At 68.1% G+C, this 26,480-nt stretch carries 31 protein-coding genes; 18 read left to right on the top strand and 13 right to left on the bottom strand.

Annotation, left to right across the window (positions count from 1 at the left end):
• The first annotated feature begins 5 nt into the window (after positions 1-5).
• From ccmD to FZ938_RS23435, 8 genes are all read left to right on the top strand, one after another.
• The gene (ccmD, locus tag FZ938_RS23470) at positions 6-239 is read left to right on the top strand and encodes a heme exporter protein CcmD (protein ID WP_136705810.1); all 234 of its coding nucleotides are present in this window, start codon (positions 6-8) and stop codon (positions 237-239) included.
• Positions 236-700, top strand: a complete 465-nt coding sequence (ccmE, locus tag FZ938_RS23465; RefSeq protein WP_149200840.1) for a cytochrome c maturation protein CcmE — start codon at positions 236-238, stop codon at positions 698-700. Before ccmD ends, ccmE begins: the two co-directional genes overlap by 4 nt.
• 7 nt (positions 701-707) lie before the next feature.
• Positions 708-2,714, top strand: a complete 2,007-nt coding sequence (locus FZ938_RS23460) for a heme lyase CcmF/NrfE family subunit (RefSeq protein ID WP_149200839.1) — start codon at positions 708-710, stop codon at positions 2,712-2,714.
• Positions 2,715-2,727: 13 nt separating this feature from the next.
• Complete coding sequence (locus tag FZ938_RS23455) at positions 2,728-3,282, top strand: DsbE family thiol:disulfide interchange protein (RefSeq protein WP_149200838.1); 555 nt, start codon at positions 2,728-2,730, stop codon at positions 3,280-3,282.
• Positions 3,282-3,764: a cytochrome c-type biogenesis protein gene (locus FZ938_RS23450; protein WP_149200837.1), complete on the top strand. Its 483-nt coding sequence runs from the start codon at positions 3,282-3,284 to the stop codon at positions 3,762-3,764. The genes FZ938_RS23455 and FZ938_RS23450 overlap by 1 nt, the downstream gene beginning before the upstream one ends.
• The gene (ccmI, locus tag FZ938_RS23445; protein ID WP_149200836.1) at positions 3,764-5,215 is read left to right on the top strand and encodes a c-type cytochrome biogenesis protein CcmI; all 1,452 of its coding nucleotides are present in this window, start codon (positions 3,764-3,766) and stop codon (positions 5,213-5,215) included. The genes FZ938_RS23450 and ccmI overlap by 1 nt, the downstream gene beginning before the upstream one ends.
• A 133-nt stretch (positions 5,216-5,348) precedes the next feature.
• Positions 5,349-5,924 carry a Smr/MutS family protein gene (locus tag FZ938_RS23440; protein WP_149200835.1) on the top strand — a complete coding sequence of 192 codons (576 nt, stop codon included), beginning with the start codon at positions 5,349-5,351 and terminating at the stop codon, positions 5,922-5,924.
• A 24-nt stretch (positions 5,925-5,948) separates the two neighbouring features.
• Positions 5,949-6,347, top strand: a complete 399-nt coding sequence (locus FZ938_RS23435) for a helix-turn-helix domain-containing protein (protein ID WP_149200834.1) — start codon at positions 5,949-5,951, stop codon at positions 6,345-6,347.
• A gap of 37 nt (positions 6,348-6,384) precedes the next feature.
• On the opposite strand, the gene FZ938_RS23430 is transcribed toward FZ938_RS23435, so the two are convergent.
• From FZ938_RS23430 to hisB, 7 genes are read right to left on the bottom strand one after another with little or no spacing between them, the layout of a single operon-like run.
• A complete protein-coding gene (locus FZ938_RS23430) occupies positions 6,385-6,753 on the bottom strand; it encodes a histidine triad nucleotide-binding protein (protein WP_149200833.1) in 369 nt (122 codons plus the stop codon).
• Positions 6,754-6,794: 41 nt separating this feature from the next.
• Positions 6,795-7,178, bottom strand: a complete 384-nt coding sequence (locus FZ938_RS23425; RefSeq protein WP_149200832.1) for a phosphoribosyl-ATP diphosphatase — start codon at positions 7,176-7,178, stop codon at positions 6,795-6,797.
• The gene (hisF, locus tag FZ938_RS23420) at positions 7,171-7,971 is read right to left on the bottom strand and encodes an imidazole glycerol phosphate synthase subunit HisF (protein WP_149200831.1); all 801 of its coding nucleotides are present in this window, start codon (positions 7,969-7,971) and stop codon (positions 7,171-7,173) included. Before hisF ends, FZ938_RS23425 begins: the two co-directional genes overlap by 8 nt.
• Positions 7,971-8,717, bottom strand: coding sequence for a 1-(5-phosphoribosyl)-5-[(5-phosphoribosylamino)methylideneamino]imidazole-4-carboxamide isomerase (hisA, locus tag FZ938_RS23415; RefSeq protein ID WP_149200830.1), 747 nt, complete (start codon positions 8,715-8,717; stop codon positions 7,971-7,973). Before hisA ends, hisF begins: the two co-directional genes overlap by 1 nt.
• A 45-nt stretch (positions 8,718-8,762) precedes the next feature.
• Complete coding sequence (locus tag FZ938_RS23410; protein WP_149200829.1) at positions 8,763-9,305, bottom strand: GNAT family N-acetyltransferase; 543 nt, start codon at positions 9,303-9,305, stop codon at positions 8,763-8,765.
• Positions 9,306-9,309: 4 nt separating this feature from the next.
• Positions 9,310-9,954: an imidazole glycerol phosphate synthase subunit HisH gene (gene hisH / locus FZ938_RS23405; RefSeq protein WP_149200828.1), complete on the bottom strand. Its 645-nt coding sequence runs from the start codon at positions 9,952-9,954 to the stop codon at positions 9,310-9,312.
• A gap of 54 nt (positions 9,955-10,008) precedes the next feature.
• Positions 10,009-10,632, bottom strand: a complete 624-nt coding sequence (hisB, locus tag FZ938_RS23400; protein ID WP_109075005.1) for an imidazoleglycerol-phosphate dehydratase HisB — start codon at positions 10,630-10,632, stop codon at positions 10,009-10,011.
• Positions 10,633-10,842: 210 nt separating this feature from the next.
• Between hisB and FZ938_RS23395 the strand changes: the two genes are divergently transcribed.
• The 3 genes from FZ938_RS23395 (at position 10,843) to hslU (ending at position 14,297) form a co-directional block, all read left to right on the top strand.
• Positions 10,843-12,282 carry a serine protease gene (locus FZ938_RS23395; RefSeq protein WP_246457615.1) on the top strand — a complete coding sequence of 480 codons (1,440 nt, stop codon included), beginning with the start codon at positions 10,843-10,845 and terminating at the stop codon, positions 12,280-12,282.
• Between the two features lie 102 nt (positions 12,283-12,384).
• Positions 12,385-12,948, top strand: a complete 564-nt coding sequence (gene hslV / locus FZ938_RS23390) for an ATP-dependent protease subunit HslV (RefSeq protein ID WP_149200826.1) — start codon at positions 12,385-12,387, stop codon at positions 12,946-12,948.
• Positions 12,949-12,953: 5 nt separating this feature from the next.
• On the top strand, positions 12,954-14,297 hold the full coding sequence (gene hslU / locus FZ938_RS23385; RefSeq protein ID WP_149200825.1) for an ATP-dependent protease ATPase subunit HslU: 1,344 nt from the start codon (positions 12,954-12,956) through the stop codon (positions 14,295-14,297).
• A 64-nt stretch (positions 14,298-14,361) separates the two neighbouring features.
• Here the strand turns inward: hslU and mltA are convergent, their stop codons facing one another.
• On the bottom strand, positions 14,362-15,576 hold the full coding sequence (mltA, locus tag FZ938_RS23380; RefSeq protein ID WP_149200824.1) for a murein transglycosylase A: 1,215 nt from the start codon (positions 15,574-15,576) through the stop codon (positions 14,362-14,364).
• 16 nt (positions 15,577-15,592) lie between these two features.
• Complete coding sequence (locus FZ938_RS23375) at positions 15,593-16,288, bottom strand: Tim44/TimA family putative adaptor protein (protein ID WP_149200900.1); 696 nt, start codon at positions 16,286-16,288, stop codon at positions 15,593-15,595.
• A 223-nt stretch (positions 16,289-16,511) separates the two neighbouring features.
• Here FZ938_RS23375 and FZ938_RS23370 point away from each other — a divergent pair, with 223 nt between their 5' ends.
• Together FZ938_RS23370 and secB are read left to right on the top strand one after the other, a co-directional pair.
• Complete coding sequence (locus FZ938_RS23370) at positions 16,512-17,165, top strand: FxsA family protein (protein WP_149200823.1); 654 nt, start codon at positions 16,512-16,514, stop codon at positions 17,163-17,165.
• Between the two features lie 184 nt (positions 17,166-17,349).
• On the top strand, positions 17,350-17,838 hold the full coding sequence (gene secB, locus FZ938_RS23365; RefSeq protein WP_085086914.1) for a protein-export chaperone SecB: 489 nt from the start codon (positions 17,350-17,352) through the stop codon (positions 17,836-17,838).
• A 106-nt stretch (positions 17,839-17,944) separates the two neighbouring features.
• Here secB and rho read toward each other — a convergent pair whose 3' ends face one another.
• The 4 genes from rho to hemE all read right to left on the bottom strand — a co-directional run bounded on the left by rho (position 17,945) and on the right by hemE (position 22,293).
• Positions 17,945-19,201 (bottom strand): transcription termination factor Rho, encoded by a 1,257-nt coding sequence (rho, locus tag FZ938_RS23360; protein ID WP_085086916.1) that lies wholly within the window; start codon positions 19,199-19,201, stop codon positions 17,945-17,947.
• A gap of 396 nt (positions 19,202-19,597) precedes the next feature.
• The gene (gene hemJ / locus FZ938_RS23355) at positions 19,598-20,026 is read right to left on the bottom strand and encodes a protoporphyrinogen oxidase HemJ (RefSeq protein WP_149200822.1); all 429 of its coding nucleotides are present in this window, start codon (positions 20,024-20,026) and stop codon (positions 19,598-19,600) included.
• Positions 20,027-20,068: 42 nt separating this feature from the next.
• Positions 20,069-21,175, bottom strand: coding sequence for a ferrochelatase (gene hemH / locus FZ938_RS23350; RefSeq protein WP_149200821.1), 1,107 nt, complete (start codon positions 21,173-21,175; stop codon positions 20,069-20,071).
• 92 nt (positions 21,176-21,267) lie between these two features.
• Positions 21,268-22,293, bottom strand: a complete 1,026-nt coding sequence (hemE, locus tag FZ938_RS23345) for a uroporphyrinogen decarboxylase (RefSeq protein ID WP_149200899.1) — start codon at positions 22,291-22,293, stop codon at positions 21,268-21,270.
• A gap of 524 nt (positions 22,294-22,817) precedes the next feature.
• Between hemE and FZ938_RS23340 the strand changes: the two genes are divergently transcribed.
• Genes FZ938_RS23340 through dnaQ form a run of 5 tightly spaced genes read left to right on the top strand, consistent with a single transcriptional unit; the run spans position 22,818 to position 26,465 of the window.
• The gene (locus FZ938_RS23340; protein WP_109052255.1) at positions 22,818-23,657 is read left to right on the top strand and encodes a pyruvate, water dikinase regulatory protein; all 840 of its coding nucleotides are present in this window, start codon (positions 22,818-22,820) and stop codon (positions 23,655-23,657) included.
• Positions 23,654-24,256 (top strand): Maf family protein, encoded by a 603-nt coding sequence (locus tag FZ938_RS23335; protein ID WP_149200820.1) that lies wholly within the window; start codon positions 23,654-23,656, stop codon positions 24,254-24,256. Before FZ938_RS23340 ends, FZ938_RS23335 begins: the two co-directional genes overlap by 4 nt.
• Positions 24,253-25,119 (top strand): shikimate dehydrogenase, encoded by an 867-nt coding sequence (locus FZ938_RS23330; RefSeq protein ID WP_149200819.1) that lies wholly within the window; start codon positions 24,253-24,255, stop codon positions 25,117-25,119. Before FZ938_RS23335 ends, FZ938_RS23330 begins: the two co-directional genes overlap by 4 nt.
• A gap of 10 nt (positions 25,120-25,129) precedes the next feature.
• Positions 25,130-25,789, top strand: coding sequence for a dephospho-CoA kinase (gene coaE, locus FZ938_RS23325; protein ID WP_149200818.1), 660 nt, complete (start codon positions 25,130-25,132; stop codon positions 25,787-25,789).
• Positions 25,782-26,465: a DNA polymerase III subunit epsilon gene (gene dnaQ, locus FZ938_RS23320; RefSeq protein WP_149200817.1), complete on the top strand. Its 684-nt coding sequence runs from the start codon at positions 25,782-25,784 to the stop codon at positions 26,463-26,465. Before coaE ends, dnaQ begins: the two co-directional genes overlap by 8 nt.
• The last annotated feature ends 15 nt before the right edge of the window (positions 26,466-26,480 follow it).

Here is a 26,480-nt window from a genome sequence, read left to right as displayed (position 1 = left end):
GGATGATGAGCGAATTCTTCCACATGGGCGGGTACGCCGCCTACGTCTGGCCGGCCTACGGCATCGCCACCCTGGTCCTGCTGGGCCTGCTGGCCGCCACCTGGAAGGGGCTGCGCAACGCCGAGGCGACGCTGAAGGCGCTGGAAAGCGCCCGCCCGGCCCGCCGCCGCACCCGCAATGCCGGCCGTAAAGCGGCCGATCAGAACGCCGGAACGCCGGCGGAAGCGAGCGAAGGATGACCCGCAAGAAACGCCGCCTCTACATGCTGGGCCTCGCCCTTCTCGGGCTGGGTACGGCGACCGCCCTGGCGCTGACCGCCTTCCAGGACAACATCGTCTTCTTCTACAGCCCCAGCCAGCTGCAGGCCCAGCATGTGGGCGACCGCAACTTCCGCCTGGGCGGGCTGGTCGAGGAAGGCAGCGTTCAAAAACAGCCGGACGGCGTCACCACCGCCTTCCGCGTCACCGACACCGCCAACACGGTGGACGTCCGCTATCGCGGCCAGCTGCCCGACCTGTTCCGCGAGGGCCAGGGCGTGGTGGCGGAGGGCAGGATGACCGGCGGCGTCTTCGTCGCGCGCGAGGTGCTGGCCAAGCATGACGAGAACTACATGCCGCCGGAGGTGTCGGAGGCGTTGAAGCAGGCCGGCGTCTACAAGAACCCTGCCGAATCCGCGACCAAGACCGCGAAGAAGGAGTAGCGGGACCGTGATCCCCGAACTCGGCCATTACGCGCTGGTGCTGGCGCTGTTCGTCGCGCTGGTGCAGTCGGTCCCGCCGCTGGTCGGCGCCGCCACCCGCAACGCCGCCTGGATGAACGTCGCGGTGCCTGCGGCCGTCGCCCAGATGCTGCTGGTGCTGATCGCCTACGGCGCGCTGACCTGGGCGCATGTGGTGTCCGATTTCAGCGTGCTGAACGTGGTGCAGAACAGCCACTCGGCCAAGCCGATGCTCTACAAGGTGTCGGGCGTCTGGGGCAACCACGAAGGCTCGATGATCCTGTGGATCGTCATGCTGACGATCTTCGGCGCCGCCGTGGCCATGTTCGGGCGCAACCTGCCGCCGACCTTGAAAGCACGCGTGCTGGCGGTCCAGGGCCTGATCGGGGTCGGTTTCCTGCTGTTCATCCTGATCACCTCCAACCCCTTCATCCGCGTCTTCCCGGCGCCGCTGGACGGCAACGACCTGAACCCGCTGCTGCAGGACCCCGGCCTCGCTTTCCATCCGCCCTTCCTCTATGCCGGCTATGTCGGCTTCTCCATGGCCTTCTCCTTCGCGGTCGCCGCCCTGATCGAGGGGCGGGTCGATCCCGCCTGGGCGCGCTGGGTGCGGCCCTGGACGCTGGCGGCCTGGTCGACCCTGACCATGGGCATCGCCATGGGTTCCTGGTGGGCCTATTACGAGCTGGGCTGGGGCGGCTGGTGGTACTGGGACCCGGTGGAGAACGCTTCCTTCATGCCCTGGCTGGCCGGCACCGCGCTCTTGCATTCCGCCATCGTGGTGGAGAAGCGCGATGCGCTGAAGAGCTGGACCATCCTGCTGTCCATCGTCACCTTCTCGCTGTCGCTGATGGGCACCTTCCTGGTGCGCTCCGGCATCCTGACCTCGGTTCACGCCTTCGCCGTCGATCCCAAGCGCGGCATCTTCATCCTCGTGCTGCTGGCGGTCGCCACCGGCGGCTCGCTTCTGCTCTACAGCCTGCGGGCGCCGTCGCTGAAGGCGGGCGGGCTGTTCGCGCCGATCAGCCGCGAAGGGGCGCTGGTGCTGAACAACCTGCTGCTGTCGACCGCGACGGCGACGGTGTTCATCGGCACGCTCTATCCGCTGTTCCTCGACATCATGAAGCTGGGCAAAGTGTCGGTCGGTGCCCCCTTCTTCAACGCCACCTTCGTTCCGGTCGCCATTCCGGTGGTGATCGCCATGGTGGTCGGTCCCTACCTGTCCTGGAAGCGGGCGGATCTGGGGGCGGCGCTGACCCGGCTGTGGGTGGCCGGCGTCGCCGTGGTGATCGCCGTCGCCGTCACCGCCTATGTCAAGGCGGGCGGCGGACCGCTGATGGCGCTGGTCGGCATCGCGCTCGCCGCCTGGGCCTTCGTCGGCTCGCTGGTGGAGTTCGCCGACCGCATCGCCCTGTTCCGCACCTCGTTCCGCAACAGCTGGAACCGCGCGGTGCATCTGCCGCGCAGCACCTGGGGCATGACCATCGCCCACGCCAGCATCGGCCTGTCGATCCTGGGCATGACCGGCACCTCGGCCTGGCAGACGGAATCCATCACCGCGATGAAGCCGGGCGACCAGACCAGCGTCGCCGGCTACGAGTTCCACTTCGACAGCGTCGGGCTGGTGAACGGCCCGAACTTCAAGGCTGAACGCGGCATCTTCACGGTGACGAAGGACGGCAGGCCCATCGCCACGCTGGAGCCGGAGCGCCGCAGCTACAGCACCACCCGCATGACCACCACGGAATCGGCCATCCACACCACGGTCTTCTCCGACCTGTATGTGGCGCTGGGCGACCCGACGCAGAACGGCACCGCCTGGATCGTCCGCATCTATCACCACCCGCTGGTGCCGTGGATCTGGATCGGCGGCGTCGGCATGATGCTGGGCGGGCTGGTGAGCCTGACCGACCGCCGCTTCCGCATCGGCGCGCCCGAACGCCGCCGGGCTACTGGCAAGACTGGCGGAAAATCGGCCCCGCTGCCGGCCGAATGAGGACCAAGACACGATGCGCCGCCTTCTGTACCTGCTGCCCTTCCTGCTGTTCATCGGGGTGGGCGTGGCCTTCTACCTGGGGTTCGAGCGAGACCCGCGCGACATCCCGTCGGCCCTGATCGACAAGCCGGCCCCGACCTTCGACCTGCCGGCGATCCCGGGCCAAATGGTCCAGGGCCAGCCCGCGACCGGCGGGCTGTCCTCGGCCAAGCTGGCGGGGGACGTGACGCTGGTGAACGTCTTCGCCTCCTGGTGCATCCCCTGCAAGGCGGAGCATCCCGTCATCACCCGCCTGTCGCGGGAGCAGGGGGTGACGGTCTACGGCATCAACTACAAGGACAAGCCGGAGGACGCGCTGACCTGGCTGGCGCGCAACGGCAACCCTTATGCCGCCATCGGCGCCGACCAGGACGGCCGGGTGTCGATCGACTGGGGCGTCTACGGCGTGCCGGAAAGCTACCTGATCGACCGCAAGGGCCGCATCCGCTACAAGCATGTCGGCCCGCTGACCCCCCAGGTGGTGGAAGAACAGATCCTCCCCATGGTCAAGCATCTGAGGCAGGGCTGATGAAGCGCATCCTTCTCGCCGCCCTGCTGGCGCTGTCGGCATTGTCCCCCGCCGTCACGCCCGCCCTGGCCGTCCAGCCGGACGAAGTGCTGCAGGATCCGGCGCTGGAATCCCGCGCCCGCACCATCAGCCAGGAGTTGCGCTGCCTCGTCTGCCAGAACCAGTCGATCGACGACAGCAACGCGCCGCTTGCCCGCGACCTGCGCGTCCTGGTGCGCGACCGGCTGAAGGCCGGCGACAGCGACGACAAGGTGATGGAGTACGTCACCGATCGTTACGGCGACTATGTGCTGCTGCGACCGCCCTTCAAGGCGACCACGCTGGTGCTGTGGATCGGCCCCTTCGCCGTGCTGCTGCTGGGTGCGGCCGGCACCTTCCTGTTCCTGCGCGGGCGGCGCGGTGTCGCCGCCGGCGCCGATACCGCTCCCCTGAGCGCGGATGAGCGGCGTCGGCTGGACGCCCTGCTGCGGAAAGACGACTGATGCTGTTCTGGATTTTCGCCGCCGTCCTGACCGCGGCCGTTCTGCTGCTGCTGGTGCCGCCGCTGCTGCGGTCGGCCGGATCCGGCCCCGACCGGGAAGAGTTCGACCGCGAGGTCTATCGCGACCAGCTGGACGAGCTGGAACGCGACCGGGCGCGCGGACTGATCAACGACGCCCAGACGGAGGCGGCCAAGGCGGAGATCGCCCGGCGCATGCTGGCGACCGCCGAGAAGGATAGCAACACTGGTGCGCCGGCGACGGCGCGCAGCGGTCGCGTTCTGGCGGTGCTGCTGGCGGTGCTGCTGCCGGTCGGCGCGCTTGCGGTCTACGGCTCGGTCGGCCGCCCCGACCTGCCGGCCCAGCCGCTGGCGTCGCGCAATCTGGAGCAGGAGCGCGGCGGTCCACCAAAGAGCGTGCTGGCCGCCATGGACAAGCTGAAAGCCCAGCTGGCCGAGAACCCCAACGATCTGCAGGGCTGGCTGATCCTGGGCCAGGCCTATGCCAAGATGGGCCGCAACGCCGATGCGGCCGACGCGCTGCGCCATGCCGTCGCCCTGAACAAGGACGATGTCGAGCTTCAGGGCCTGTTCGGCGAGACGCTGGTCTCCGCCAATGACGGAATGGTGCCGGAAGAGGCGGTGACCGCCTTCGACGCCGTGCTCGTCAAGGAGCCCAAGGACCCGCGCGCGCGCTTCTTCGCCGCCCTCGCCCGCTTCCAGGCCGGCGACCAGCAGGGAGCGCTGGACCGCTGGAGCGCGCTGATGGCGGAATCCCCCGCCGACGCGCCATGGGTGCCGGTGGTCCGCGACCAGATCCGCGAGGCCGCGGTGGCGCTGAACCTCGACCCCGCGAAGGTGACTCCACAGCCGCTGCCGCCGGAACAGAAGGATGCCGGCCCGGTGGCGCAAGGCCAGCCGGGTGGTCCGCAGGCCGCTCCCAACGCCGCACCGAACACCGCACCGAACACCGCACCGAACACCCCTGCCAACATGGCCGGCCAGGACGAGATGATCCGCGGCATGGTCGCCAACCTCGCCGCCCGGCTGGACGCCGATCCGTCCGACGTCGATGGCTGGCTGAAGCTCGCTCGCTCCTACGGCGTGCTGGGCGAGCCTGCCAAGGCGCTGGACGCCGCCGGCAAGGCGCGCGAGCGGGCACCGGATCGGGCCGACGTGCAGGTCGCCTACGCCAACGCCGTGCTGCAGACCCAGCCGCGCAACGAGACGCCGAAGCCGCTGCCGGAAGAGGCGACCTCCGCCCTGCGTCTGGCGCTGAAGGCGGAACCGGACAACAAGGACGCGCTGTGGCTGCTCGGCCTCGACGCCATGATGTCGGGCCGCAAGGACGAGGCCGCCGACCATTGGGGCAAGCTGATCACCCAGTTCAAGCCGAGCGACCCCGAATACACCCTGTTGAAGGGCCGTTTGGATGCGTTGAAGGCCGGCGGCTGACCGTCACCGCCTTCACCGTCCTTTCTGGGACGTCTTTTCTTTCGCGTTGCGGCAACACACATTGACAGGGGCGGGCCGACGGGCTTTATCCGTCGGCACCGCCCTTATCGTTTCCGCAGAAGGTTCCGTGCCGATGACCCGCAGACGACTGCCCACGCCCGACGAGCGGCGCCTGTGGCGGCTCGCCATGCGCGACGCCGAACCGATGCCGGGCCGCGCGATCGAGGCCGAACCGGAACCGGTGGCGACCATGGCGGAGCTGGTGGAGGAGCCGGTGGCGACCAGCCTCGCCCCGCCGCCGACCGCGCGCCGTCACCCTTCCCCGCCCGGCCCGGCCCGGCCGAGCCATCCGCCGCTGACGCCGGGTTCGACCGCCAACATCGACCGCCGCACCGGCGACCGCTTCCGCCGCGGCGAACTGGAGATCGACGGCCGCATCGACCTGCACGGCATGACCCAGGCCCAGGCGCACAATGCGCTTGCCGCCTTCGTCCACCGCGCCTGGAACGAGGGGCGGCGCTGCGTTCTGGTCATCACCGGCAAGGGCAGCTTCGGCGGTCTGGGCGTGCTGCGTCAGGCGACCCCCCGCTGGCTGTCGGATCCGGCCCTGCGCCCGATGGTGCTGGCGATCCAGCCGGCGCGGCCGAAGGATGGCGGCGACGGTGCGCTGTATGTCTTGATCAAACGGCGGCGCGACCGTAAGGACTGAGTCCCAAACAGTCAGGGACTCCACATGACCCCGTTCGGCGAACGGGTCCGGTCGCTGCGCAACGCCAAGGGCGTGACGCTGAAGCAGATGGCGACCGACCTGTCCATCTCGTCCGCCTATCTGTCGGCCCTGGAACATGGCAAGCGCGGCCAGCCGTCGCCGCAGCTGGTCCGGCAGATCTGCGCCTATTTCGGCATCATCTGGGACGAGGCGGAGGAGCTGGAACGGCTGGCGGATCTGTCTCATCCGCGCGTGACCGTCGATACCGCAGGGCTGAGCGCCCGGGCGACGGAGCTGGCCAACCGGCTATCGGAACGAATCGGCGATCTGGACGAGGAGAGGATCGACGCGATCCTGGCGATCCTGGACGCGGTTCCGCCGAGAAAGGGCACGCGGCGGCGGGCGGGTGCGCGGCGGCGGTAGATGTTTCCCTCTCCCCGGGGGAGAGGGAAATCTTACCTCAAGCCTTCCCGATCATCCGCCCCAGGTCGCGGCCGGCGAAGATGTGAATGTGGAGGTGGGGCACTTCCTGATGCGCGGCCTCGCCGCAATTGGACAGGACGCGATAGCCGGGGCCGTCGGCGCCGACCATGCGGGCGACCTCGCCCACCGCGCGGAACAGGCCGGCGATCTCGGCATCCGACGCCGTGGCGGTGAAGTCGTCCATGTCCATGTAGGCGCCCTTGGGGATCACCAGCACATGGGTCGGCGCCTGCGGGTCGATGTCGTGGAAGGCGAGCGCGTGTTCGGTCTCATGCACCTTCTTGCACGGGATTTCGCCGCGCAGGATGCGGGCGAACACGTTGTTGGCGTCATAGCTCTTGGCCATCGCATGCGTCCTCTTGTTGGGGAGTCCCGCTCAAGCCCCACTCAAGCTTTACGGGACTTCTTCTCGTCGATGCCGCTGGTGCCCTCGCGCTGGGCGAGCTTGCTCCAGACCTCCGCCGGATCCAGTCCGAGGTCGGCCCACAGCACCAGCAGGTGATAGAGCAGGTCGGCGGATTCGGCGGCCAGCGCCGCCTTGTCGCCGCGCACCGCCTCCAGGATCGCCTCCACCGCCTCCTCGCCCACCTTCTGGGCGATCTTGGCGGTGCCGCGGCTATAGAGCTTCGCGGTGTAGGAGGTCTCCGGATCCGCCCCCTTGCGGGCGAGCACGGTGGTGAACAGCCGGTCGAGCACGTCGGCGGACAGAGGGGCCGACGGCAGGGCCGCCGCCTTTTCGGCCGCCTTCTCTACAGCCTTCTTGTCACCCATTGGCTTTCTCCGCGGCGGCCGTCTCCATCGCCTTGGCCGGGCGCACCGGGATGCCGGCGGCATTCAGCGCCGCCTTGGCCTGCCCGATGGTGTAGGTGCCGAAATGGAAGATCGAGGCGGCGAGCACGGCAGTGGCGTGACCCTCGCGGATGCCCTCCACCAGATGGTCGAGCGTGCCGACGCCGCCCGACGCGATCACTGGAATGCGGATCGAGTCCGCCACCGTGCGCGTCAGTTCCAGGTCGAAGCCGCTTTTGGTGCCGTCGCGATCCATCGAGGTCAGCAGGATCTCGCCCGCCCCCAGCGATTCCATCCGCTTGGCCCATTCCACCGCGTCGATGCCGGTGGCGTTGCGGCCGCCATGGGTGAAGACCTCCCATTTGCCGGGAGCGACCTTCTTGGCGTCGATGGCGACGACGATGCACTGGGCGCCGAACTTTTCGGCGCCTTCGCGCACGAAGTCGGGGCGGTGGATCGCCGCGGTGTTGATCGACACCTTGTCGGCGCCGGCCAGCAACAGCTTGCGGATGTCGTCCACCGTGCGCACGCCGCCGCCGACGGTCAGCGGCATGAAGACCTGTTCCGCCGTCCGCCGCACCACGTCGAAGATGGTGTCGCGGTTCTCGTGGCTGGCGGTGATGTCGAGGAAGGTCAGCTCGTCGGCCCCCTCGCGGTCATAGACGCGGGCCTGTTCCACCGGATCGCCGGCGTCGACCAGATCGACGAAATTGACCCCCTTGACCACCCGGCCGTCCTTGACGTCCAGGCAGGGGATGACGCGCATCTTCAGCATCAGTCGGCGTCCTCGACAGCGGGGGCGGAGAGCAGGGCCAGCGCCTCTTTCGGATCGATCCGGCCGTCATACAGCGCGCGGCCGCAGATCACGCCCTCGATCCCGGTGTCCTCTTCCATCTTCAGCGCCTTCAGGTCCTCGATGGAGGAGACGCCGCCCGACGCGATCACCGGGGTGGTCAGGTGGAAGGCGAGGTCGGAGGTGGACTCGACGTTGACGCCGCCCATGGCGCCGTCACGGTTGATGTCGGTGTAGATGATGGCGGCGACGCCGCAATCCTCGAACTTCAGTGCCAAGTCCAGCGCCTTGATGTCGGAGGTCTCGGCCCAGCCGGCCACGGCGACATAGCCTTCGCGCGCGTCGATGCCGACGGCGACCTTGCCGGGGAACTCGCGGCAGGCGGCCTTCACCAGTTCCGGATCGCGCAACGCCACCGTGCCCAGGATGACGCGGCTGATTCCCTTCTCCAGCCACATGCCGATGGTGTTGAGGTCGCGGATGCCGCCGCCGAGCTGGACCGGGATGGTCACCGACTTCAGGATGCTCTCCACCGCGGCGCCGTTCACCGGCTTGCCTTCGAAGGCGCCGTTGAGGTCGACCAGATGCAGCCATTCGAAGCCCTGGCTCTGGAACAGGCGGGCCTGTTCGCCGGGATCGGTGTTGAAGACCGTGGCCTGGCTCATCTCGCCGCGCAGCAGGCGGACGCAGGCACCGTCCTTGAGGTCGATGGCGGGATAGATGATCATCGCGGGCGTCTTCCTATGGCGTGGCTGGCGGTTGTTGAGCGTCGGTTATTCGGCGGGCGGCGGGGAATCGGGCTGAAGGTCTTTGCAGTAGAAATGTCCGGCAAGCGGCTGGCCCTGCACCAGCGCATAGAAGGGGTGGGTGCCCCAGCGCCGGAAGCCGAGCGATTCGTAGAGCGCGATGGCCGCCTCCTGCGTCACCCGGACGTCCAGGTTCAGCACCCGGAAGCCGACGGCGCGTGCCTCCTCCACCACCGCCAGCGTCAGGCGGCGGGCAAGACCATGGCCGCGCGCCCAGGGGGCGACGAAGCTGGTGGTCAGCTGGGCGGCGTGGGCCTGCGCCTCGTTGTTGCGCGGCGGCTTGACCAGCTGGGCGGATCCGGCCACCACCCCGTCCAGGCGGGCGACGAACAGCACCCGTTCCGGCACCACCAGCACGCCTTTCCAGAAGCGCTCCATCACGTCGCGCGGCGGCGGCTCGACCCAGCCGAAACCGCCGCCGGCGCGGATGGCGTCGTCGGCCGCGTCGCACAGGTCATGCAGGTCGGCGGTCTTCAGCGCATCGACCTTGTCGATGGCGATCTCGGCCATCGCGTCAGACCTTCCAGCGCAGGAAATTGGCGATCAGCGCCAGACCGGTGGCCTGGCTCTTTTCCGGGTGGAACTGGGTGCCGACCAGATTGTCGCGCCCGACCACCGCGGCGAAGGGCCCGCCGTAATCGGCCGAGGCGATCAGCGTGTCGGGATCGGCCGGCTTGAACTGGTAGGAATGGACGAAATAGGCGTGGCAGCCCTCCGGCAGCCCGGCCAGGACCGGGTGCGGGTGGCGGATGTTCAGCTCGTTCCAGCCCATATGCGGGATTTTCAGGGCCGGATCCGCCGGCTCCAGCTTCACCACCTCGCCGCGGATCCAGCCCAGCCCCTCGGTCACGCCATACTCGCGGCCTCGCTCGGCCATCAGCTGCATGCCGACGCAGATGCCCAGGAAGGGCCGCCCGCGGCGGTGCACCACCTCATCCAGCGCATCGAGCATGCCGGGAACCTCCGACAGGCCGCGCTTGCAGTCGGCGAAAGCGCCGACGCCGGGCAGCACCACGCGGTCGGCATGGCGGACCGCATCGGCGTCGGAGGTGACGAGGACGTTGTAGGAGGCTTCGGCTTCGCCGGCCGCGCGCTCGATCGCCTTGGCGGCGGAGCGCAGGTTGCCGGAGCCGTAATCGATCAGCGCGACCGTTTCCATGGACGTGACAAACCTTCCGATAGGACGGCGGAGGGGGACTTCAGGTCCCCGCCGTCAGAGCGATCCGCCGAGCGTGCCCTTGGTGGAGGGCACCGCATCGCGCTTGCGCGGGTCGATCTCCACCCCGGCGCGCAGCGCGCGGGCAAGCGCCTTGTAGCAGCTTTCCACGATATGGTGGTTGTTCTCGCCATACAGGTTCTCGACGTGCAGCGTCACGCCGGCGGCCATGGCGAAGGCCTGGAACCACTCGCGGAACAGCTCGGTGTCGAAATCGCCGATCTTGTCGCGGGTGAAGTTCACCTTCCAGATCAGGTAGGGCCGGTTGGAGAAGTCCAGCGCCACCCGCGTCAGCGTCTCGTCCATCGGGACATAGGAATGGCCGTAGCGCTGGATGCCCTTGCGGTCGCCCAGCGCCTTCGCCACCGCCATGCCGATGGCGATGCCGGTGTCCTCGGTCGTGTGGTGATAGTCGATGTGCAGGTCGCCGTCGGCCAGGACCGTCAGGTCCATCAGGCTGTGGCGCGACAGCTGTTCCAGCATATGGTCGAGGAAGCCGACCCCCGTCTTGACGTCGTAGACGCCGGTGCCGTCAAGGTTCAGCGCGACCCGGATCCGGGTCTCCGTGGTGTTCCGCTCGATCGAGGCGCGGCGGCCGCCATTCGTGGGGGTCTGGTCCATGGCGGTTTTGTAGCAGGAAGCATCCGCACGCGCCAGCATCCGGCACGAATGATGCGCGCTCTGTCCATTCCGACGATTGTCCTACATGGGTGTGCGGGGTACAGTCTTTCACACTTCCTGCGTGCATATCCGCTTATGACGACCCACCCGCGCCCATTCGCCGCAGTCCTGATTCTCCTTCTCGGCCTTTTGCCGGCCGGCTGCGGCAGCATGTCTCCGCCCCCGCCGGTCGGAAAGACGGCGCCGCCGGTCGCCGCCGGCACCACTGCACCCTTCCGCTTCGGGGAACTGACCATCGGGTCGATGCGGCGGGGGATGCAGATCGGCCGCTATGTCTGGGGGATCGACTGCGCCCCACCCTATGATGATGTCTATTGGACCAGCGGCGTCAACATGCGGCGCGGCTCCACCTTCGACGAGCGGTTCGCCGAGGTGATGACCGCCGCCGGCTTCGACGTGGTCGGCCGGCCCGGCGGTCCCGACAACCCGGACGGCAACCGCAGCCGCGCCCGCTTCACCGTGCAGGGCGACCTGCGCGACGTGCAGTTGGAGCTGTGCCACCGTACCAATTGGTTGACCGGCAGCAGCAAGGGCAGTTCCGGCACCGGCAGCGTCAAGGTGGAATGGACGGTCTACGACGCGCGCGGCGACGGGCTGGTCCACCGCATCGTCACCACCGGCGCCACGGCGCAGGAGCGCGGCGTGCCCCAGGGCGAGACCCTGCTGGTCGAGGAGGCATTCGCCGCGGCGGTGGAGGCGCTCGCCGCCGACGCCGGTTTCCGCGCCCTGCTGTCCGGCGGCGCCCTGCCCTCCCCGGCCGCACGGCCGTCGACGGTGTTTCCCGTGGCGGCACCGGCCGGATCCGGCCCCACTCCGCTGACGCCGCACCCGGCACCGGACGCGGCACCCTCCGCTCCGGTCGCAGCGCCGGCACAGGCTGCCCTTCGCCGCCTGCTCCTTCGCGGCGGGGCCGGATCCGGCCGGATCACGCCCGCGAGGATACCGGTTGGCCGATCGCATGGGCTGGTGATCGGAGAAATGGATGTCGCCGGCGAGGTGCAGGCGGTGCTGCTGGCGCCCCTCTCCGGCTCCGACCCCACAGTTACGGTGCGGCCGGCCCGTGGCGTGGAGCTGACCGGCTGGGTGGTCGGGCGCGACGCGGCCAGCGGCTTTGCCCTGGTTCGGGTGCCGGCGCGGCTGCCCGCCCTGTCCCTACGTACCGCGACCCTGCGCGTCAGCGAACCGGTGCGGGCGGTCATCGGCGGACGCGGCAAGGAAATAGCCGGGATCGTAGGTGGCCTGCCGGCCGACGAGGCTCGTGGCGGCACACTGATCCAGGCGGATCTGGGCTCGGCCGACCTGTTCACCGCGGTGACGGAAGCCGGCGACCCGCTGCTCGACGGAAGCGGCGCACTGGCCGGCGTGGCACCGGCTGCCGGCCGCTCCCCCGTCATGCCGGCGGGACTTGTGGAGTTCCTGGCGCTCGGCCCGCTGCTCGACCGGCTGGGGGCGGATCCGGTCGCCGCCGTTCAGCCTCCGGCTCCATCCAAGCCGGGCAAATCACGCCGCAACAGCCCTCCCGACCCGCTGTGGGAGGACGAGATGCCAGACGGCGAACTTCTTGACGGCGACATCGCCCCTCCCACATAGACCGGATGTCCTGCCGCCACAATTCAATGGTGTCCGCGCGCCGATCGACGCAGCACTCCAGCGGGCGGCAGGCCATTCCCCATTTTCCAGCATGGTTTCCGCATGACCTATCCAGCGTCCAATCCACATGATCCCATCCAATGGCATGGCACCACCATCCTGTCGGTGCGCAAGAACGGTCAGGTGGTGATCGCCGGCGACGGGCAGGTCTCGGTCGGCCAGACGGTGATGAAGGCCAACGCGCGCAAGGTCCGTTGGCTGGCCGGCGGGACGGTGATGGCGGGCTTCGCCGGCGCCACCGCCGACGCGCTGACCCTGTTCGAGCGGCTGGAAGGCAAGCTGGAGCAGTATCCCGGACAGCTGACCCGCGCCTGCGTCGAGATGGCCAAGGACTGGCGCACCGACCGCTACCTGCGCCGGCTGGAAGCGATGATGGCCGTCGCCGACAAGACCGTCAGCCTGGTGCTGACCGGCAACGGCGACGTGCTGGAGCCGGAGGACGGGCTGATCGGCATCGGCTCCGGCGGGTCCTACGCCCTGTCGGCGGCCCGTGCGCTGATCGACATCGACGGGATGGATGCGGAGGCGGTGGCGCGCAAGGCGATGAGGATCGCCGCCGGCATCTGCGTCTACACCAACGAAAACGTCACCCTGGAAAAGCTGTGAGCGCCATGACGATTCAGACCGCCTCCGTGTCCGCCGACAGCGCCGCCTTCAGCCCGCGCGAAATCGTCTCGGAACTCGACCGCTACATCGTCGGCCAGAACGACGCCAAGCGCGCGGTCGCCATTGCGCTCCGCAACCGCTGGCGCCGGCAGCAGTTGCCGGAAGGCCTGCGCGAAGAGGTGTTGCCGAAGAACATCCTGATGATCGGCCCGACCGGCGTCGGCAAGACGGAGATCGCCCGCCGCCTCGCCCGGCTGGCCCAGGCCCCCTTCCTGAAGGTGGAGGCCACCAAATTCACCGAGGTCGGCTATGTCGGCCGCGACGTCGAGCAGATCGTCCGCGATCTGGTGGAGGCCGCCATCGGCCTGACCCGCGAGCGCCTGCGCAAGGAGGTCGCCGCCAAGGCCGAACTGCGGGCGGAGGAGCGGGTGCTCGACGCGCTGTGCGGCGACAGCGCCAGTGCGGAGACGCGCGCCAAGTTCCGCAAGATGCTGCGCGAAGGCACGCTGAACGACAAGGAGATCGAGGTCCAGGTGGCCGATACCGGCGCCGGAGCCATGCCGACCTTCGACATCCCCGGCATGCCGGGCGCCCAGATGGGCATGCTGAACTTGAACGACATGTTCGGCAAGATGATGGGCGGCCGCACCAAGACCCGCCGCATGACGGTGGCCGAAAGCCACGGCGTGCTGATGGCCGAGGAGTCCGACAAGCTGCTGGACCAGGAAAAGGTAGTGGCGGAGGCGATCCGCGCGGTCGAACAGAACGGCATCGTCTTCCTGGACGAGATCGACAAGATCTCCGCGCGTTCCGATGCGCGCGGCGCCGACGTCAGCCGCGAGGGCGTTCAGCGCGACCTGCTGCCGCTGATCGAAGGCACGACGGTGTCGACCAAGCACGGCCCGGTGAAGACCGACCACATCCTGTTCATCGCGTCGGGCGCCTTCCACATCGCCAAGCCGTCCGACCTGCTGCCTGAGCTGCAGGGCCGCCTGCCGATCCGGGTCGAGCTGAAGGCGCTGAGCCAGGACGACTTCAAGCGTATCCTGACCGAACCGGAAGCCAGCCTGATCCGCCAGTACAAAGCGCTGATGAAGACGGAGGAGGTCGATCTGGTCTTCACCGACGACAGCATCGACGAGCTGGCCCGTCTGGCGGCGGAGATCAACAGTTCGGTCGAGAACATCGGCGCCCGCCGCCTGCACACGGTTCTGGAGCGTCTGCTGGAGGAGATCAGCTTCGCCGCCAGCGACCGCGCCGGCGAGACCATCACCATCGACGCCGCCCTGGTCCGCGAGCGGGTCGGCGGTCTGGCGAAGAACGCAGATCTGTCGAAGTTCATTCTGTGATGACGCAGGGGGCACTCGCCTCGGGTGCCCCCTGCTTCACGTGAAACATTCCTCAGCCGGGCCCCTACCCGCCTGCCGCAACCTTCACGCTCTTCGGCAGCAGCAGCGCGTAGCTTCCCCGGCTTTTCATCACCCCGGCCCGCTGCTCCGCCTCCGGGCCATGCCCCCAGAAGACATCGCCGCGCACCGGCCCGCGGATCGCCCCGCCGGTGTCCTGGGCCACCAGCAACCGCTGCAATCGCTGCCCGGCATCGAGCGGGTCCTCGGCATCCAGCCAGACCGGCACGCCATAGGGCATGAACTTGGAGTCCACCGCCAGACTGCGGCCTGGGGTCAGCGCCACGCCCTGCGCGCCGTTCGGGCCGTCGCCCGACAGCGGTTGGAAGAAGACGTAGGACGGGTTGACGTTCATCACCGCCGCGGCCTGATCGGGATGGGCGAGCAGCCAATCGCGGATGGTCTGCAGCGAGACCTCCTCCCGCTTCAGGGCGCCGCGCTCAATCAGTTCCTTGCCGATGGCGACGTATTTGTGGCCGTTCTGGCCGGCGTAACCGACGCGCATCTCGCCGCCACCATCGCCTTCATTGGCGAGCCGGATCCGCCCCGACCCCTGGATTTGCAGGAAGAACGCGCCGATCGGGTCCTTCACCCAGACCAGTTCCAGCCCCTTGCCCTTGAGCGCGCCCGCGACGATGGCGGCACGGTCCTCGTAGGGCTTCAACTTGCCGTCGACCACCCGGCCGGCGGTGCGCTCCCCCTTCCAGCGGTCGGAGAAATCGCCGAGATCGACCATCACCAGATCGGCCGGCCGGCGATAGAGCGGCACCGGATAGGCCGGATCCGGCTTGCGGCTGCCTTCCAGCTCGGCTTCGTAATAGCCGGTGAACAGCCCCTCGCGCGTGCCGTTGTTGCCGGCGGCATAGGGGGTGAAGTTCGCCTCGAAGAAAGCGCGGGCGGCGGCATCGTTGCCGGGCGGCAGATCCGCCAGTTGGGCGCAAGGCCCCTGCCAATCGCCGATGGTCCCCGCCACACCGCCCGGCCCGACCGACCGCTCCGCCGGCTGCGTCCTGAAGCGGGCACAGGAGCGGGCGAGCGCGGACACCGCCTGTGCCACCGGGTCGGTGCGCCAGCCGGCCAAATCGGCGAAGGACAGCGGTGTCAGGGTCAGGGCGTCGGGCGTCGGCTTCGCCTCTTCCTTGGGGGCGCAGGCCGAAAACAGCAACGCCACCGCCCCGAAGAGGGCGATGGCGCTGAAACCGGGACGATGGTGGAACGTCATTACCACTGGTCGTTCGTTACTGAACCGGACGCACCTCGACCAGCGCCCAGTTGGGATCGCGGGAGCGGAGGTTGCGGGCGAAGGTCCAGACGTCGGTGTTCTCCACCAACGCCTTGGGATCGCCGTCGATGACGTTGCCGTCGCGGTCACGCACCACATTCACCTGATCGGTGACCAGACGCACGGTGACGCGGGCGGTCCGGGCGGCATCCAGCTTCGCCTCCACCACCTCGGCCTCGCGAACGATCTCGATGCGGGCCTCGTGCTGCTCGCCGGCGGCCTGACGGTCGCGGATGACACGGGCGAAGCTTTCATAGACGTCGTCGGCCAGCAGCGGACGCAGCGTCGCGGTGTCGCCACGGGCGAAGGCGTCGACGATCATGGCGAAGGCCGCCTTGGCGCCTTCCAGGAAATGCTTCTCGTCGAAATTCGGATCGGCGGTCCGGAGCTGGTCGATGGAGGCGGCCAGAGAAAGCGGCTCGTCCGAGACCGTCACGTCCGCGCCGGGTGCGACATCAGGCCGCGGCCGGTTGCGCTCCGGCAGGGGCACGACATTGTCGGGCTTCGCCGGGTTCGGAGCGGCGGTGAAGGGGTTGGGGCGCTGACGCTCCTCCCCCGTCCGGCGGCCGAGGACGCTGCGCAGCCGATAAACGAGGAAGGCCGCGATCATCGCGAAGATCACGATCTCGATGAACACGAACCCGTCTCCCATCATCTGTTCCTTCCAAAACGACTTGTCGTGAAGCCCATGGCAGGGGCGAAATCGCCGGCGGATCCGGCCCGCCCCTGGACCTTGCGGCCGGGCGGCATTACGTGTTGCTTGCCCGCCAGTAACCGCAACCAGTAACCGCCAATTGGATGCAGCCGCCGGTGTTTCGTCCGGACGACCTATCCAAACTTAGATAGGGGCAGCGAGCCCGAAGAGCAAGGACACCATGAATCCCCTGTTGTTGATCCTTCTTCTGCCGATCCTGGAGATCGTCGGATTCATCCAGGTCGGCGATTGGATCGGCGCCGGGCCGACCATCGGACTGCTGGCGCTGTCGGCGGTGGTGGGTGTGCTGCTGGTGCGCCACCAGGGGCTGGCTTCGCTGACCCGCGCCCAGGCGGCAGCGGCCCGCGGCGAGGCGCCGATCGGCACCGTTCTGGACGGCTTCTGCGCCGTGCTGGCCGGCATCCTGCTGATCATCCCCGGCTTCCTGACCGACATCCTGGGCATCGTCCTGCTGATCGGACCGCTGCGCCGCGGCATCGGCCGCTGGCTGCTCGGCCGCATGGGGGCCGGGATGCCGGTCTTCACCACCACCGCCGGCCGTCCCGGCTTCGGCGCCGGCGCCGGCAATTTCGGAGCCGGGGGGTTCGGCGGACCCGGTTTTGGCGCGGACGGCCCCCGCCCGGCCGACGATCCTTTCCGTCCCGCCCCCGGCGTGCCCGGCGTGCCCGGCGTCATAGACGGCGATTACCGCGACGTTACGCCCGGCGAAGGGAAGACGGGCGAGGGGAAGACGGGCGATGAATCCGACGACCGCGACGCGCCCCGGCTGACCGATTCCCAATGGGGGAAGCACCGCCCGGATGAGCGGCGCTGACCGACCGGCGGGCCGGCGGTTTCCGTTGGCAGGACGACCGATCCGTGATAGCCAGCCCCTTGGGCGAAGGCACAACCGTCGCGAACCAACCCCTGTCACCTCACATCCGGGTCGGCCCACCGTCCCCGCCCTTTCCCGATCGGGAACGATGGCCGGGACGACAGCCGGCGATTAGGAGTCCGTTATGTCCGATCAGATGAGCAACGGCGCCGAGCAGCAGCAGACCTCTTCGCTGCCGATGCATGTCCTCGCGCAGTATGTGAAGGACTTCTCGTTCGAGAACCCCAACGCCCCGCAGAGCCTGCTGCCGAACCAGCCGCAGCCGCAGGTAAACATCGGTGTCGACGTCCAGGGCCAGAAGGTCGGCGACGACATCTATGAGCTGACGCTGAACCTGCGCTGCGAGGCCCGCCAGGGCGAGTCCGTGGCCTTCCTGGTCGAGCTGGCCTATGGCGCTCTGTTCCAGTTCCCCGGCCTGCCGGAAGAGCATCACCGCCCGGTGCTGATGATCGAAGGCGCCCGGATGATCTTCCCGTTCGCCCGCGCCATCGTCTCCAGCGCGACCCGCGAAGGCGGCTTCCCGCCGCTGATGATCAACCCGATCGACTTCGCGGAGCTGTACCACCGCCAGTCGGCCCAACAGGCCGAACAGCCGCAGCAGCCGCCCTTCTGATCCATCGCGGATCGAACGGAGCCGGAAATAGAAAGGGCGGGTGGCCGAAAGGCCCCCGCCCTTTTTCCGTGCCACCCTCCCCCGAAGGAGAGGGCAGATCCGGTTCCTACTGGTTCATGCTCTCGAAGAACTCGTTGTTCGACTTGGTGTGCTTCAGCTTGTCGACCAGGAAGTCCACCGCGTCGGTCACGCCCATCGGCATCAGGATGCGCCGCAGGATCCACATCTTCGACATGGTGCCCTTGTCGACCAGCAGTTCCTCCTTGCGGGTGCCCGACTTGGAGATATCGATGGCCGGGAAGGTGCGCTTGTCGGAGAGCTTGCGGTCCAGCACGATTTCCGAGTTGCCGGTACCCTTGAACTCTTCGAAGATCACCTCGTCCATGCGGCTGCCGGTATCGATCAGCGCGGTGGCGATGATGGTCAGCGACCCACCCTCTTCCACGTTGCGGGCGGCACCGAAGAAGCGCTTGGGCCGCTGCAGGGCGTTGGCGTCGACACCGCCGGTCAGCACCTTGCCGGACGACGGCACCACCGTGTTGTAGGCCCGGGCCAGACGGGTGATGCTGTCCAGCAGGATGACCACGTCGCGCTTGTGCTCGACCAGCCGCTTGGCCTTCTCGATCACCATTTCCGCGACCTGGACGTGGCGGGTCGCCGGCTCGTCGAAGGTGGAGCTGATGACCTCGCCGCGGACCGAGCGGGCCATGTCCGTCACTTCTTCCGGACGCTCGTCGATCAAGAGGACGATCAGATAGGCTTCGGGGTGGTTGGTGGCGACCGAGTGGGCGATGTTCTGCAGCATCACCGTCTTGCCGGTGCGCGGCGGCGCCACGATCAGCCCGCGCTGCCCCTTGCCCAGCGGCGCCACCAGATCGACGATGCGACCGGTGAGGTTCTTCTTGGTCGGGTCCTCGACCTCCATCCGGATGCGTTCTTCCGGATAGAGCGGCGTCAGGTTGTCGAAGTTGATACGGTGACGGACCTTGTCCGGCGTATCGAAGTTGATGGTGTTGACCTTCAGCAGGGCGAAATAGCGCTCACCGTCCTTGGGCGAACGGATCTGCCCCTCCACCGTGTCGCCGGTGCGCAGGCCGAAGCGGCGCACCTGACTGGGACTGACATAGATGTCGTCGGGACCCGGCAGATAATTGGCCTCCGGCGAGCGCAGGAAGCCGAACCCGTCCTGCAGCACCTCCAACACGCCATCGCCGAAGATCGGAATGTCGTTTTCGGCCAGTTGCTTCAGGATCGCAAACATCATGTCCTGCTTGCGCAGCGTGCTCGCGTTCTCGATCTGAAGCTCCTCCGCGAACGCCAGCAGTTCGGCGGGGCTTTTGCACTTCAGCTCTTGGAGATGCATCGGATTGCCTGTGAAATCGTCATGCGGGGGAGTGGCCTTGGGGATGGGAGGTGCCAGAAGGTCCGGCCGACGGCGGTTGGCGGCGGGGGACGCCGCAACGCGGTCGCGTCGGGTGGGCAGCGGGTGGCGCTTTGGCGGGTGCGCACCAGGGCGTCCGGTTAATGGTCGCACGGGAGCGGATCGCCAGCCACCAGGCCCGGCTCAAAGTCAGAGCGTCGGATCGGCAGATGTGGGCGTGGGAGGCCGCGGGGCGAAAACCCCGTGGTCCTGACATGGTTATCGGATCGGCGGGCGCAAGTCAAACGAAAGCGAAACCCGCAAAGGTCGCGGATTCCGCTTTTTCCGGGAGGTGGAAGACGGCGCGTTCACCTGCCGCCGGTCAGAAGGGGCCGCCGGTCAGAAGGGCTTCACGATGACGAAGATGACGATGCCGATCATCAGCAGCGTCGGGACCTCGTTGGCGATGCGGTAGAAGCGCTGCGGCCGGGTGTTGCGATCCTCGGCGAAGTCCCGGCGCCAGCGGGCCATCATCATGTGGCTGACGGTCAGCAGCAGCACGAACAGCAGTTTGGCGTGCAGCCAGCCCTGCTTCATCCATTCCGGCGTCAGCACGATCATGGCGATGCCGAACACGTACGCCGCGATCATCGCCGGGTTCATGATGGCGCGCAGCAGGCGGCGTTCCATCACCTTGAAGGTCTCCGACGTCTCGGATCCGGCCGGCGCCTGACAATGGTAGACGAACAGGCGCGGCAAATAGAGCAGCCCCGCCATCCAGGCGATGATGCTGATGACGTGCAGCGCCTTGATCCAATCGTACAGCACCGGGCGTGTCCCCTTTTTTCGTTGCGGTTCTGCCGTTGCGGTTCAGCGCCGCGCCTGCGGGCAGCCGGAGAAGTTGGACGGGCAGATCCGGTCGCCCTTCTGGGAGCAGACCGCCGCCTTGCCTGCGACCGTCTGCCGCACCAGCGCCGCCAGCCCGTCGATGAAGCCGGGATGCACCCCCACCGTCGGAACGCGGGTGAAGTGCGGCACCCCCGCCTGCCCGGCCAGATGGCGGTATTCGACCTCGATCTCCACCAGCGTCTCGGAATGCTCCGACACGAAGGCCATCGGCACCACCAGGATCGGCACGCCGTCCTGGCCGGCGCGGCGGATCTCGGCGTCGGTGCTGGGGCCGATCCACTCCATCGGCCCGACGCGGCTCTGGTAGCAGTTGATCCAGTCGAGATCGTCGATGCCCAGCGCCGCGGCGATGGACTCCGCCGTCCTCTCGCACTGCCACTGATAGGGGTCGCCGGAGGCCACCACCTTCTTCGGCAGCCCGTGGGCGGAGAACAGGACGCGCGGCTTGCCATGGGCCTTGGCCGCCTCGTACAGCGGTCGGATCAGATCGGCCGTCGCATCGATGAAGCCGGCCTGGGTCGGGTAGCAGCACAGCAGCCTGGTCGGCGCCGTCAGCCCGACGGTGTTCGCCGCCTCATGCCACGCTTTGGCGCTCGACGCCGTCGTGGTGGTGGAGAATTGCGGGTAGAGCGGCAGCAGCACGACCAGATCGGGGTCGTAGGCCTTCACCCGGGCGGCCGTCTCGGCGCTCATCGGGTGCCAGTAGCGCATGGCGATGAAGACCTTGGTCTGCGCCCCAGCCGTCGCCGGATCTGCCCCCAGAGCACTCTCCAGCGCCGCCGCCTGGGCCACCGTGTTCTCCAGCAGCGGCGACTTGCCGCCGAGCTGGGCATAGATCTCGCCGGCCGGCTTCGCCCGCCGCCCGCTGATCAGGCTGGCGATCAGGAAACGGAACGGGTTCGGCAGCCGGATGATGGCCGGATCCGCGAACAGGTTGAACAGGAAGGGCCGCACCGCCTCCGGTGCGTCCGGACCGCCGAGGTTGAAAAGCACGACGGCGACGCGCCGCGGCGAGCCGCCGGGGGTTGTGCTGGTCGAGGCGGAGGTCTGGGAGAATTGCTGGCTCATGGTGCCCGCTAAACTGGAGCGTCGCCGTCGCTCTGTCCAGACCCCCTCCGTCGCTTTTTCAGACCCTTACGGTCCGCCCGCCGGAAAAGCGCTCAGCCGCGCCCCGGCCATTCCCGCAGGATGCGGGTCAGCGCGGCCACATGGTCGGGCGGGGTGGACTGGATGACGCCGTGGCCCAGGTTGAACACGAAGGGTCCGCCGGCCAACGCCTCCAGGATGTCGTGCGTCGCGGTTTCCAGCGCTTTGCCGCCAGCCGCCAGCATGATCGGGTCGAGGTTCCCCTGCACCGGCAGCCGCGTCTGGAGCGTGCGCGCCGCCCACACCGGCGGGACGGTGGTGTCGAGCCCGACGGCATCGACGCCGGACCCGGCGACATACTCCTCATAGGCGTGGCCGGCGCCGCGCGGGAAGCCGATGACCGGCGTGTTCGGGTGCTTCGCCTTCACCAGTGCGACGATCCGCCGCGTCGGCTCGATCACCCAGCGGCGGAATTCGGCCACCGGCAGCACGCCGGCCCAACTGTCGAACAGCTGCACCACTTCGGCCCCCGCCTCGATCTGGCGGCACAGGTAATCGGCGGTCACTTCGACGATCAGGTCGATCAGCTGGCCGAATCCCGCCGGGTCGCCATAGGCCCAGCGCTTGACGTGCGCATACTCCTTGGAGCCCGCCCCTTCGACCATGTAGCAGGCGATGGTCCAGGGAGCCCCCGCAAAACCGATCAGCGTCGTCCCATCCGGAATCGCGGTGGAGAGCCGGCGCACCGTCTCGTAGACCGGCGCCAGCGTCTCGTGGAAGCGGTCGCGCGACAGGCGCTTCAGGTCCTCGACGTTGCGGACCGGATCCAGCTTCGGCCCCTCCCCTTCCAGATAGGCCAGCGGCTGCCCCAGGGCATGCGGCACCACCAGGATGTCGGAGAACAGGATCGCCGCGTCCATGCCGTAGCGGCGCAGCGGCTGCAAAGTCACCTCGACCGCGAAGTCGGGATTGTAGCAGAGGTCGAGGAAGCTGCCGGCCTTCGCCCGCAACTCGCGATATTCCGGCAGATAGCGTCCGGCCTGACGCATCAGCCAGAAGGGCGGACGCGACCGCACCTCTCCCGCCAGGGCGGCGAGCATCGGCTTCAGGGCAGGCTGGGAAGCCTGATTCTGGACGTCGGAGCTGGTGGCGGACAAGACGGTGCGTTCCTTGGATTGCGAATCTGGGACGTGCGAATCTGAACCCCTGCGATTCCAGCGCCGATTCCGCGCCGGATTCCGGGACGGGTTTATCCCCTCTTCTTCACTATATTTTTTAATAGGAGAAAGGAAGAGGATGAGGTGGATGCCTGTGGATAACGGTGATCCCCGACTCAAGCGAATCTATCCACAGATCCGGGGGCTTGTGCGTCCATGTGCGCGGATCTGTGGACGATTCGGAGCACTACCGTCGGAAACGGCGGAAATGCTATAGCTGGACGAACGGGAGTCCCGTGGATAACAGGGCGGACGGGGCCGGATCTTCCCAGCTTCCGAAGCGGTCGGCGGAGTTGTTCCGCGCTTGGCCGTATCGGGGAGGAGGAGTCCCCCGGTCGGGACGAAACGAAGGCGGATCCGGTTGTCCACAGATCTGGGCCGGGTTCTCCACAGAATGTTGGGGACGGATGAAAGAGTTCCACCTACATCTCGTGTCCGATGCGACGGGCGAGACCATCAACAGCGTGGCGCGCGCCTGCGTCATCCAGTTCGACGACGTGCGTCCCATCGAGCATTTCTGGAATCTGGTGCGAACCGACCGCCAGCTCGACCTCGTGCTGGAGGGGATCCGGGACAACCACGGGCTGGTGATGTTCACGCTGGTCGACGAGACGCTGCGCCGCCGGCTTCAGGATTTCTGCCGCGAGATGCAGGTGCCCTGCATCCCCGTGCTCGATCCGCTGATCAACGCGCTCGCCGCCTTCCTGGGCGTGGAATCGCAGCGCCAGCCCGGCCGCCAGCATGTGCTGGACGCCGAGTATTTCAGCCGGATCGACGCGGTCGATTTCGCCCTGTCGCATGACGACGGCCAATCGAACTGGGACCTGCACGAGGCCGATGTGGTGCTGATCGGCGTGTCGCGCAGTTCCAAGACGCCGACCTGCATCTATCTGGCCAACCGTGGAATCAAGGCGGCCAACATCCCGCTGGTGCCGGGTAGCCCGCTGCCGGCGGAACTGGACCTGCTGACCCGGCCGCTGATCGTCGGTTTGACCAAGGACCCCGACCGGCTGGTGCAGATTCGCCGCAACCGGCTGAAGCTGCTGAATCAGGGCGAGGGCTCCAGCTATGCCGATCCCGAACTGGTCCGTGCCGAGGTGCAGGAGGCGCGGCGCCTGTTCAGCCGGCGTGGATGGCCGGTGATCGACGTCTCCCGCCGGTCCATCGAGGAAACTGCGGCCGAGATCATGATGCTGCTCGCCCGCCGGCAGAGTGGCAACTTCAGCCCGGAAGGGAAGAAAACGTGAGCGCGCCCGTTCTGGTGCTGGCATCCGGCTCGCGCACGCGGGCGGCGATGCTGGAACAGGCTGGCGTGACCGCCATCCTCGACAAGCCGCTGGTCGACGAGGACGAGGTGAAGGCCGCCGGCCGCGCCGAGGGCGTGTCGGCCGACATCGTTGCCGAGGCTCTGGCAGAACTGAAGGCCCAGCGCATCACCCGCCGGCACCCCGGCGCGCTGGTGGTCGGTGCCGACCAGATGTTGGAATGCGAGGGGCGCTGGTTCGACAAGCCGGCCGACCGTGCCGCGGCGCGCGCCCAGCTTCTCGACCTGCGCGGCAAGACCCACCGGCTGGTCAGCTGCGCCGTGGTGGTGCGCGACGGCGAGCGGATGTGGCACCAGATCGACAGTGCCCGGCTGACCATGCGCAACTTCAGCGAAGCCTTCCTCGACGACTATCTCGATCGCGTCGGCGACGACGTGCTGCACTCGGTCGGCGCCTACCAGCTGGAAGGGCTGGGGGCCCAGCTGTTCCATCGGGTCGAGGGCGATTTCTTCACCATCCTCGGGCTGCCGCTTCTGCCGCTGCTCGGCTTTCTGCGCGTGCACGGAGTGGGCAGGGAATGACGGTGGGTCACTTTATCAGCGGCAAGGCCAAGCTCGCCGGTGTGATGGGCTGGCCGATCAGCCATTCGCGGTCCCCCCGGCTGCACGGATTCTGGCTGCGGCAGTATGGAATCGACGGCGCCTATGTGCCGTTGGCGGTGGAGCCCGAGCGCGCCGAGCAGGCGATCCGTGCCCTGCCCGCTTTGGGCTTTCGCGGCTGCAACGTCACCGTCCCGCTGAAGGAGATCGCCTTCCGCACCGTCGACCGGCTGGACCAGACCGCGCGGCGCATGGGGGCGGTCAACACCATCGTGGTGGCCGAGGACGGTGCGCTGGAAGGCGGCAACACCGACGGCTTCGGCTTCATCGAGAACCTGCGCGCCGAACAGCCGGACTGGACGGCGGAGCGTGGCCCGGCGGTGGTGATCGGCGCCGGCGGTGCCGCCCGCGCCGTGGTGGTCGCCCTGCTCGATGCCGGTGCGCCGGAGGTCCGTCTGGTCAACCGCACCCGCGCCCGCGCCGAGGAGTTGGCGGCGGATCTGGCCGCGGTCGGCCTCAACGGCGGCGTAACGGTGGTCGATTGGGTTTCACGTGAAACCGCGCTCGACGGGGCTTCGCTGCTGGTCAACACCACCACCCAGGGCATGGCCGGCCAACCGGCGCTGGATCTGTCCTTGCGCGCCCTGCCCGTCTCGGCCGTCGTCAACGACATCGTCTATGTGCCGCTGGAAACCCCGCTGCTGGCCGAGGCCAAGGCGCGCGGCAACCCGGTGGCCGGCGGCATCGGCATGCTGCTGCATCAGGCCCGTCCCGGCTTCAAGGCCTGGTTCGGCGTCGAGCCGCAGGTGACGCCGGAACTGACCCGCTTCGTCCTGGAAGGCTGAGGCTCAGGTCATGATCGTGCTGGGCCTGACCGGCTCCATCGGCATGGGCAAGAGCACCGCCGCCCGGATGCTGCAGGCGATGGGCGCCCCGGTCTGCGATTCAGATGCGGTGGTGCATGGGCTGCTCGCCCGTGGCGGTCGGGCGGTGCCGGCCATCGACGCCGCCTTCCCCGGCGTGGTGATCGACGGCGCGGTCAGCAGGCCGGCGCTGGGGGCGGCGGTGTTCCGCAACCCGGACGCGCTGAAGCGGCTGGAGGCGATCCTGCACCCGATGGTCCAGGGGGCGCAGCGCGACTTCCTTGCCCGTGCCGCACGTCGCGGCGCGAAGATCGCCGTGCTGGACATTCCCCTGCTGTTCGAGACCCAAGGGCAGCGTCGGGTCGATGCGACCATCGTCGTCTCGGCCCCCTTCGCCGTCCAGCGCGCCCGCGTGCTGGCCCGTCCGGGCATGACGGCGGAGAAGTTTGCCGGCATCCTCGCCCGCCAGATGCCGGATGCGGAAAAACGGCGGCGCGCCGACTATGTCGTGCCGACGGGTGCCGGTCGGCTGATGACGCGGCGGGCGCTTCAGGGCATTGTGCGCCAAGTCAGACAGCATCGAACGGCGCGGCGGCCGGGCAGGCACTGGCCGCCGCGCGGCTATCAACCAGGGCAGATCCATCATGCGTGAAATCGTTCTCGACACCGAAACCACGGGCTTCAAGCCGGAGGAGGGTCACCGGCTGGTCGAGATCGGCTGCATCGAGCTGGTCAACCACCTCGCCACCGGCGAGCGCTTCCACGTCTATCTCAACCCCGAACGCGACATGCCGCCGGAGGCCTTTGCCGTCCACGGGCTGAGTTCGGAATTCCTGGCCGACAAGCCGCTGTTCAATGACGTCGCCGCGGATTTCGTCGCCTTCATCGGCGACTCCCCGCTGGTGATCCACAACGCCGCCTTCGACATGCATTTCCTGAATTGGGAGCTGAAGATCGCCGGCTATCCGGTGATGCCGAAGGATCGCGCCGTCGATACGCTGCTGATAGCCCGGCAGAAGTTCCCCGGCTCGCCCGCCACCTTGGACGCGCTGTGCAAACGCTTCGGCGTCGACAACTCCAACCGTACCCTGCACGGCGCGCTGCTCGACGCCCAGCTGCTGGCCGAGGTTTATCTGGAGCTGTTGGGCGGCCGGCAGACCGGCCTGTCCTTCACCGGCGGTCCCTCGTCGAAGAGTGGTCCCACCGGCCCGGTCCGCATCGACCGCCCCTTCCGCGAAGCCCGCGTCTTCGCCGTCAGCGATGAAGAGGCCGCGGCGCATGCGGAGATGCTGAAGAAGATCAAGAACCCGCTCTGGGCGGTGGAGTGAGGAGGCGGGGTGTCC

Source organism: Azospirillum oryzae (assembly GCF_008364795.1).
GTDB lineage: Bacteria > Pseudomonadota > Alphaproteobacteria > Azospirillales > Azospirillaceae > Azospirillum > Azospirillum oryzae.
This window is presented reverse-complemented; position numbering and strand designations above follow the sequence as displayed.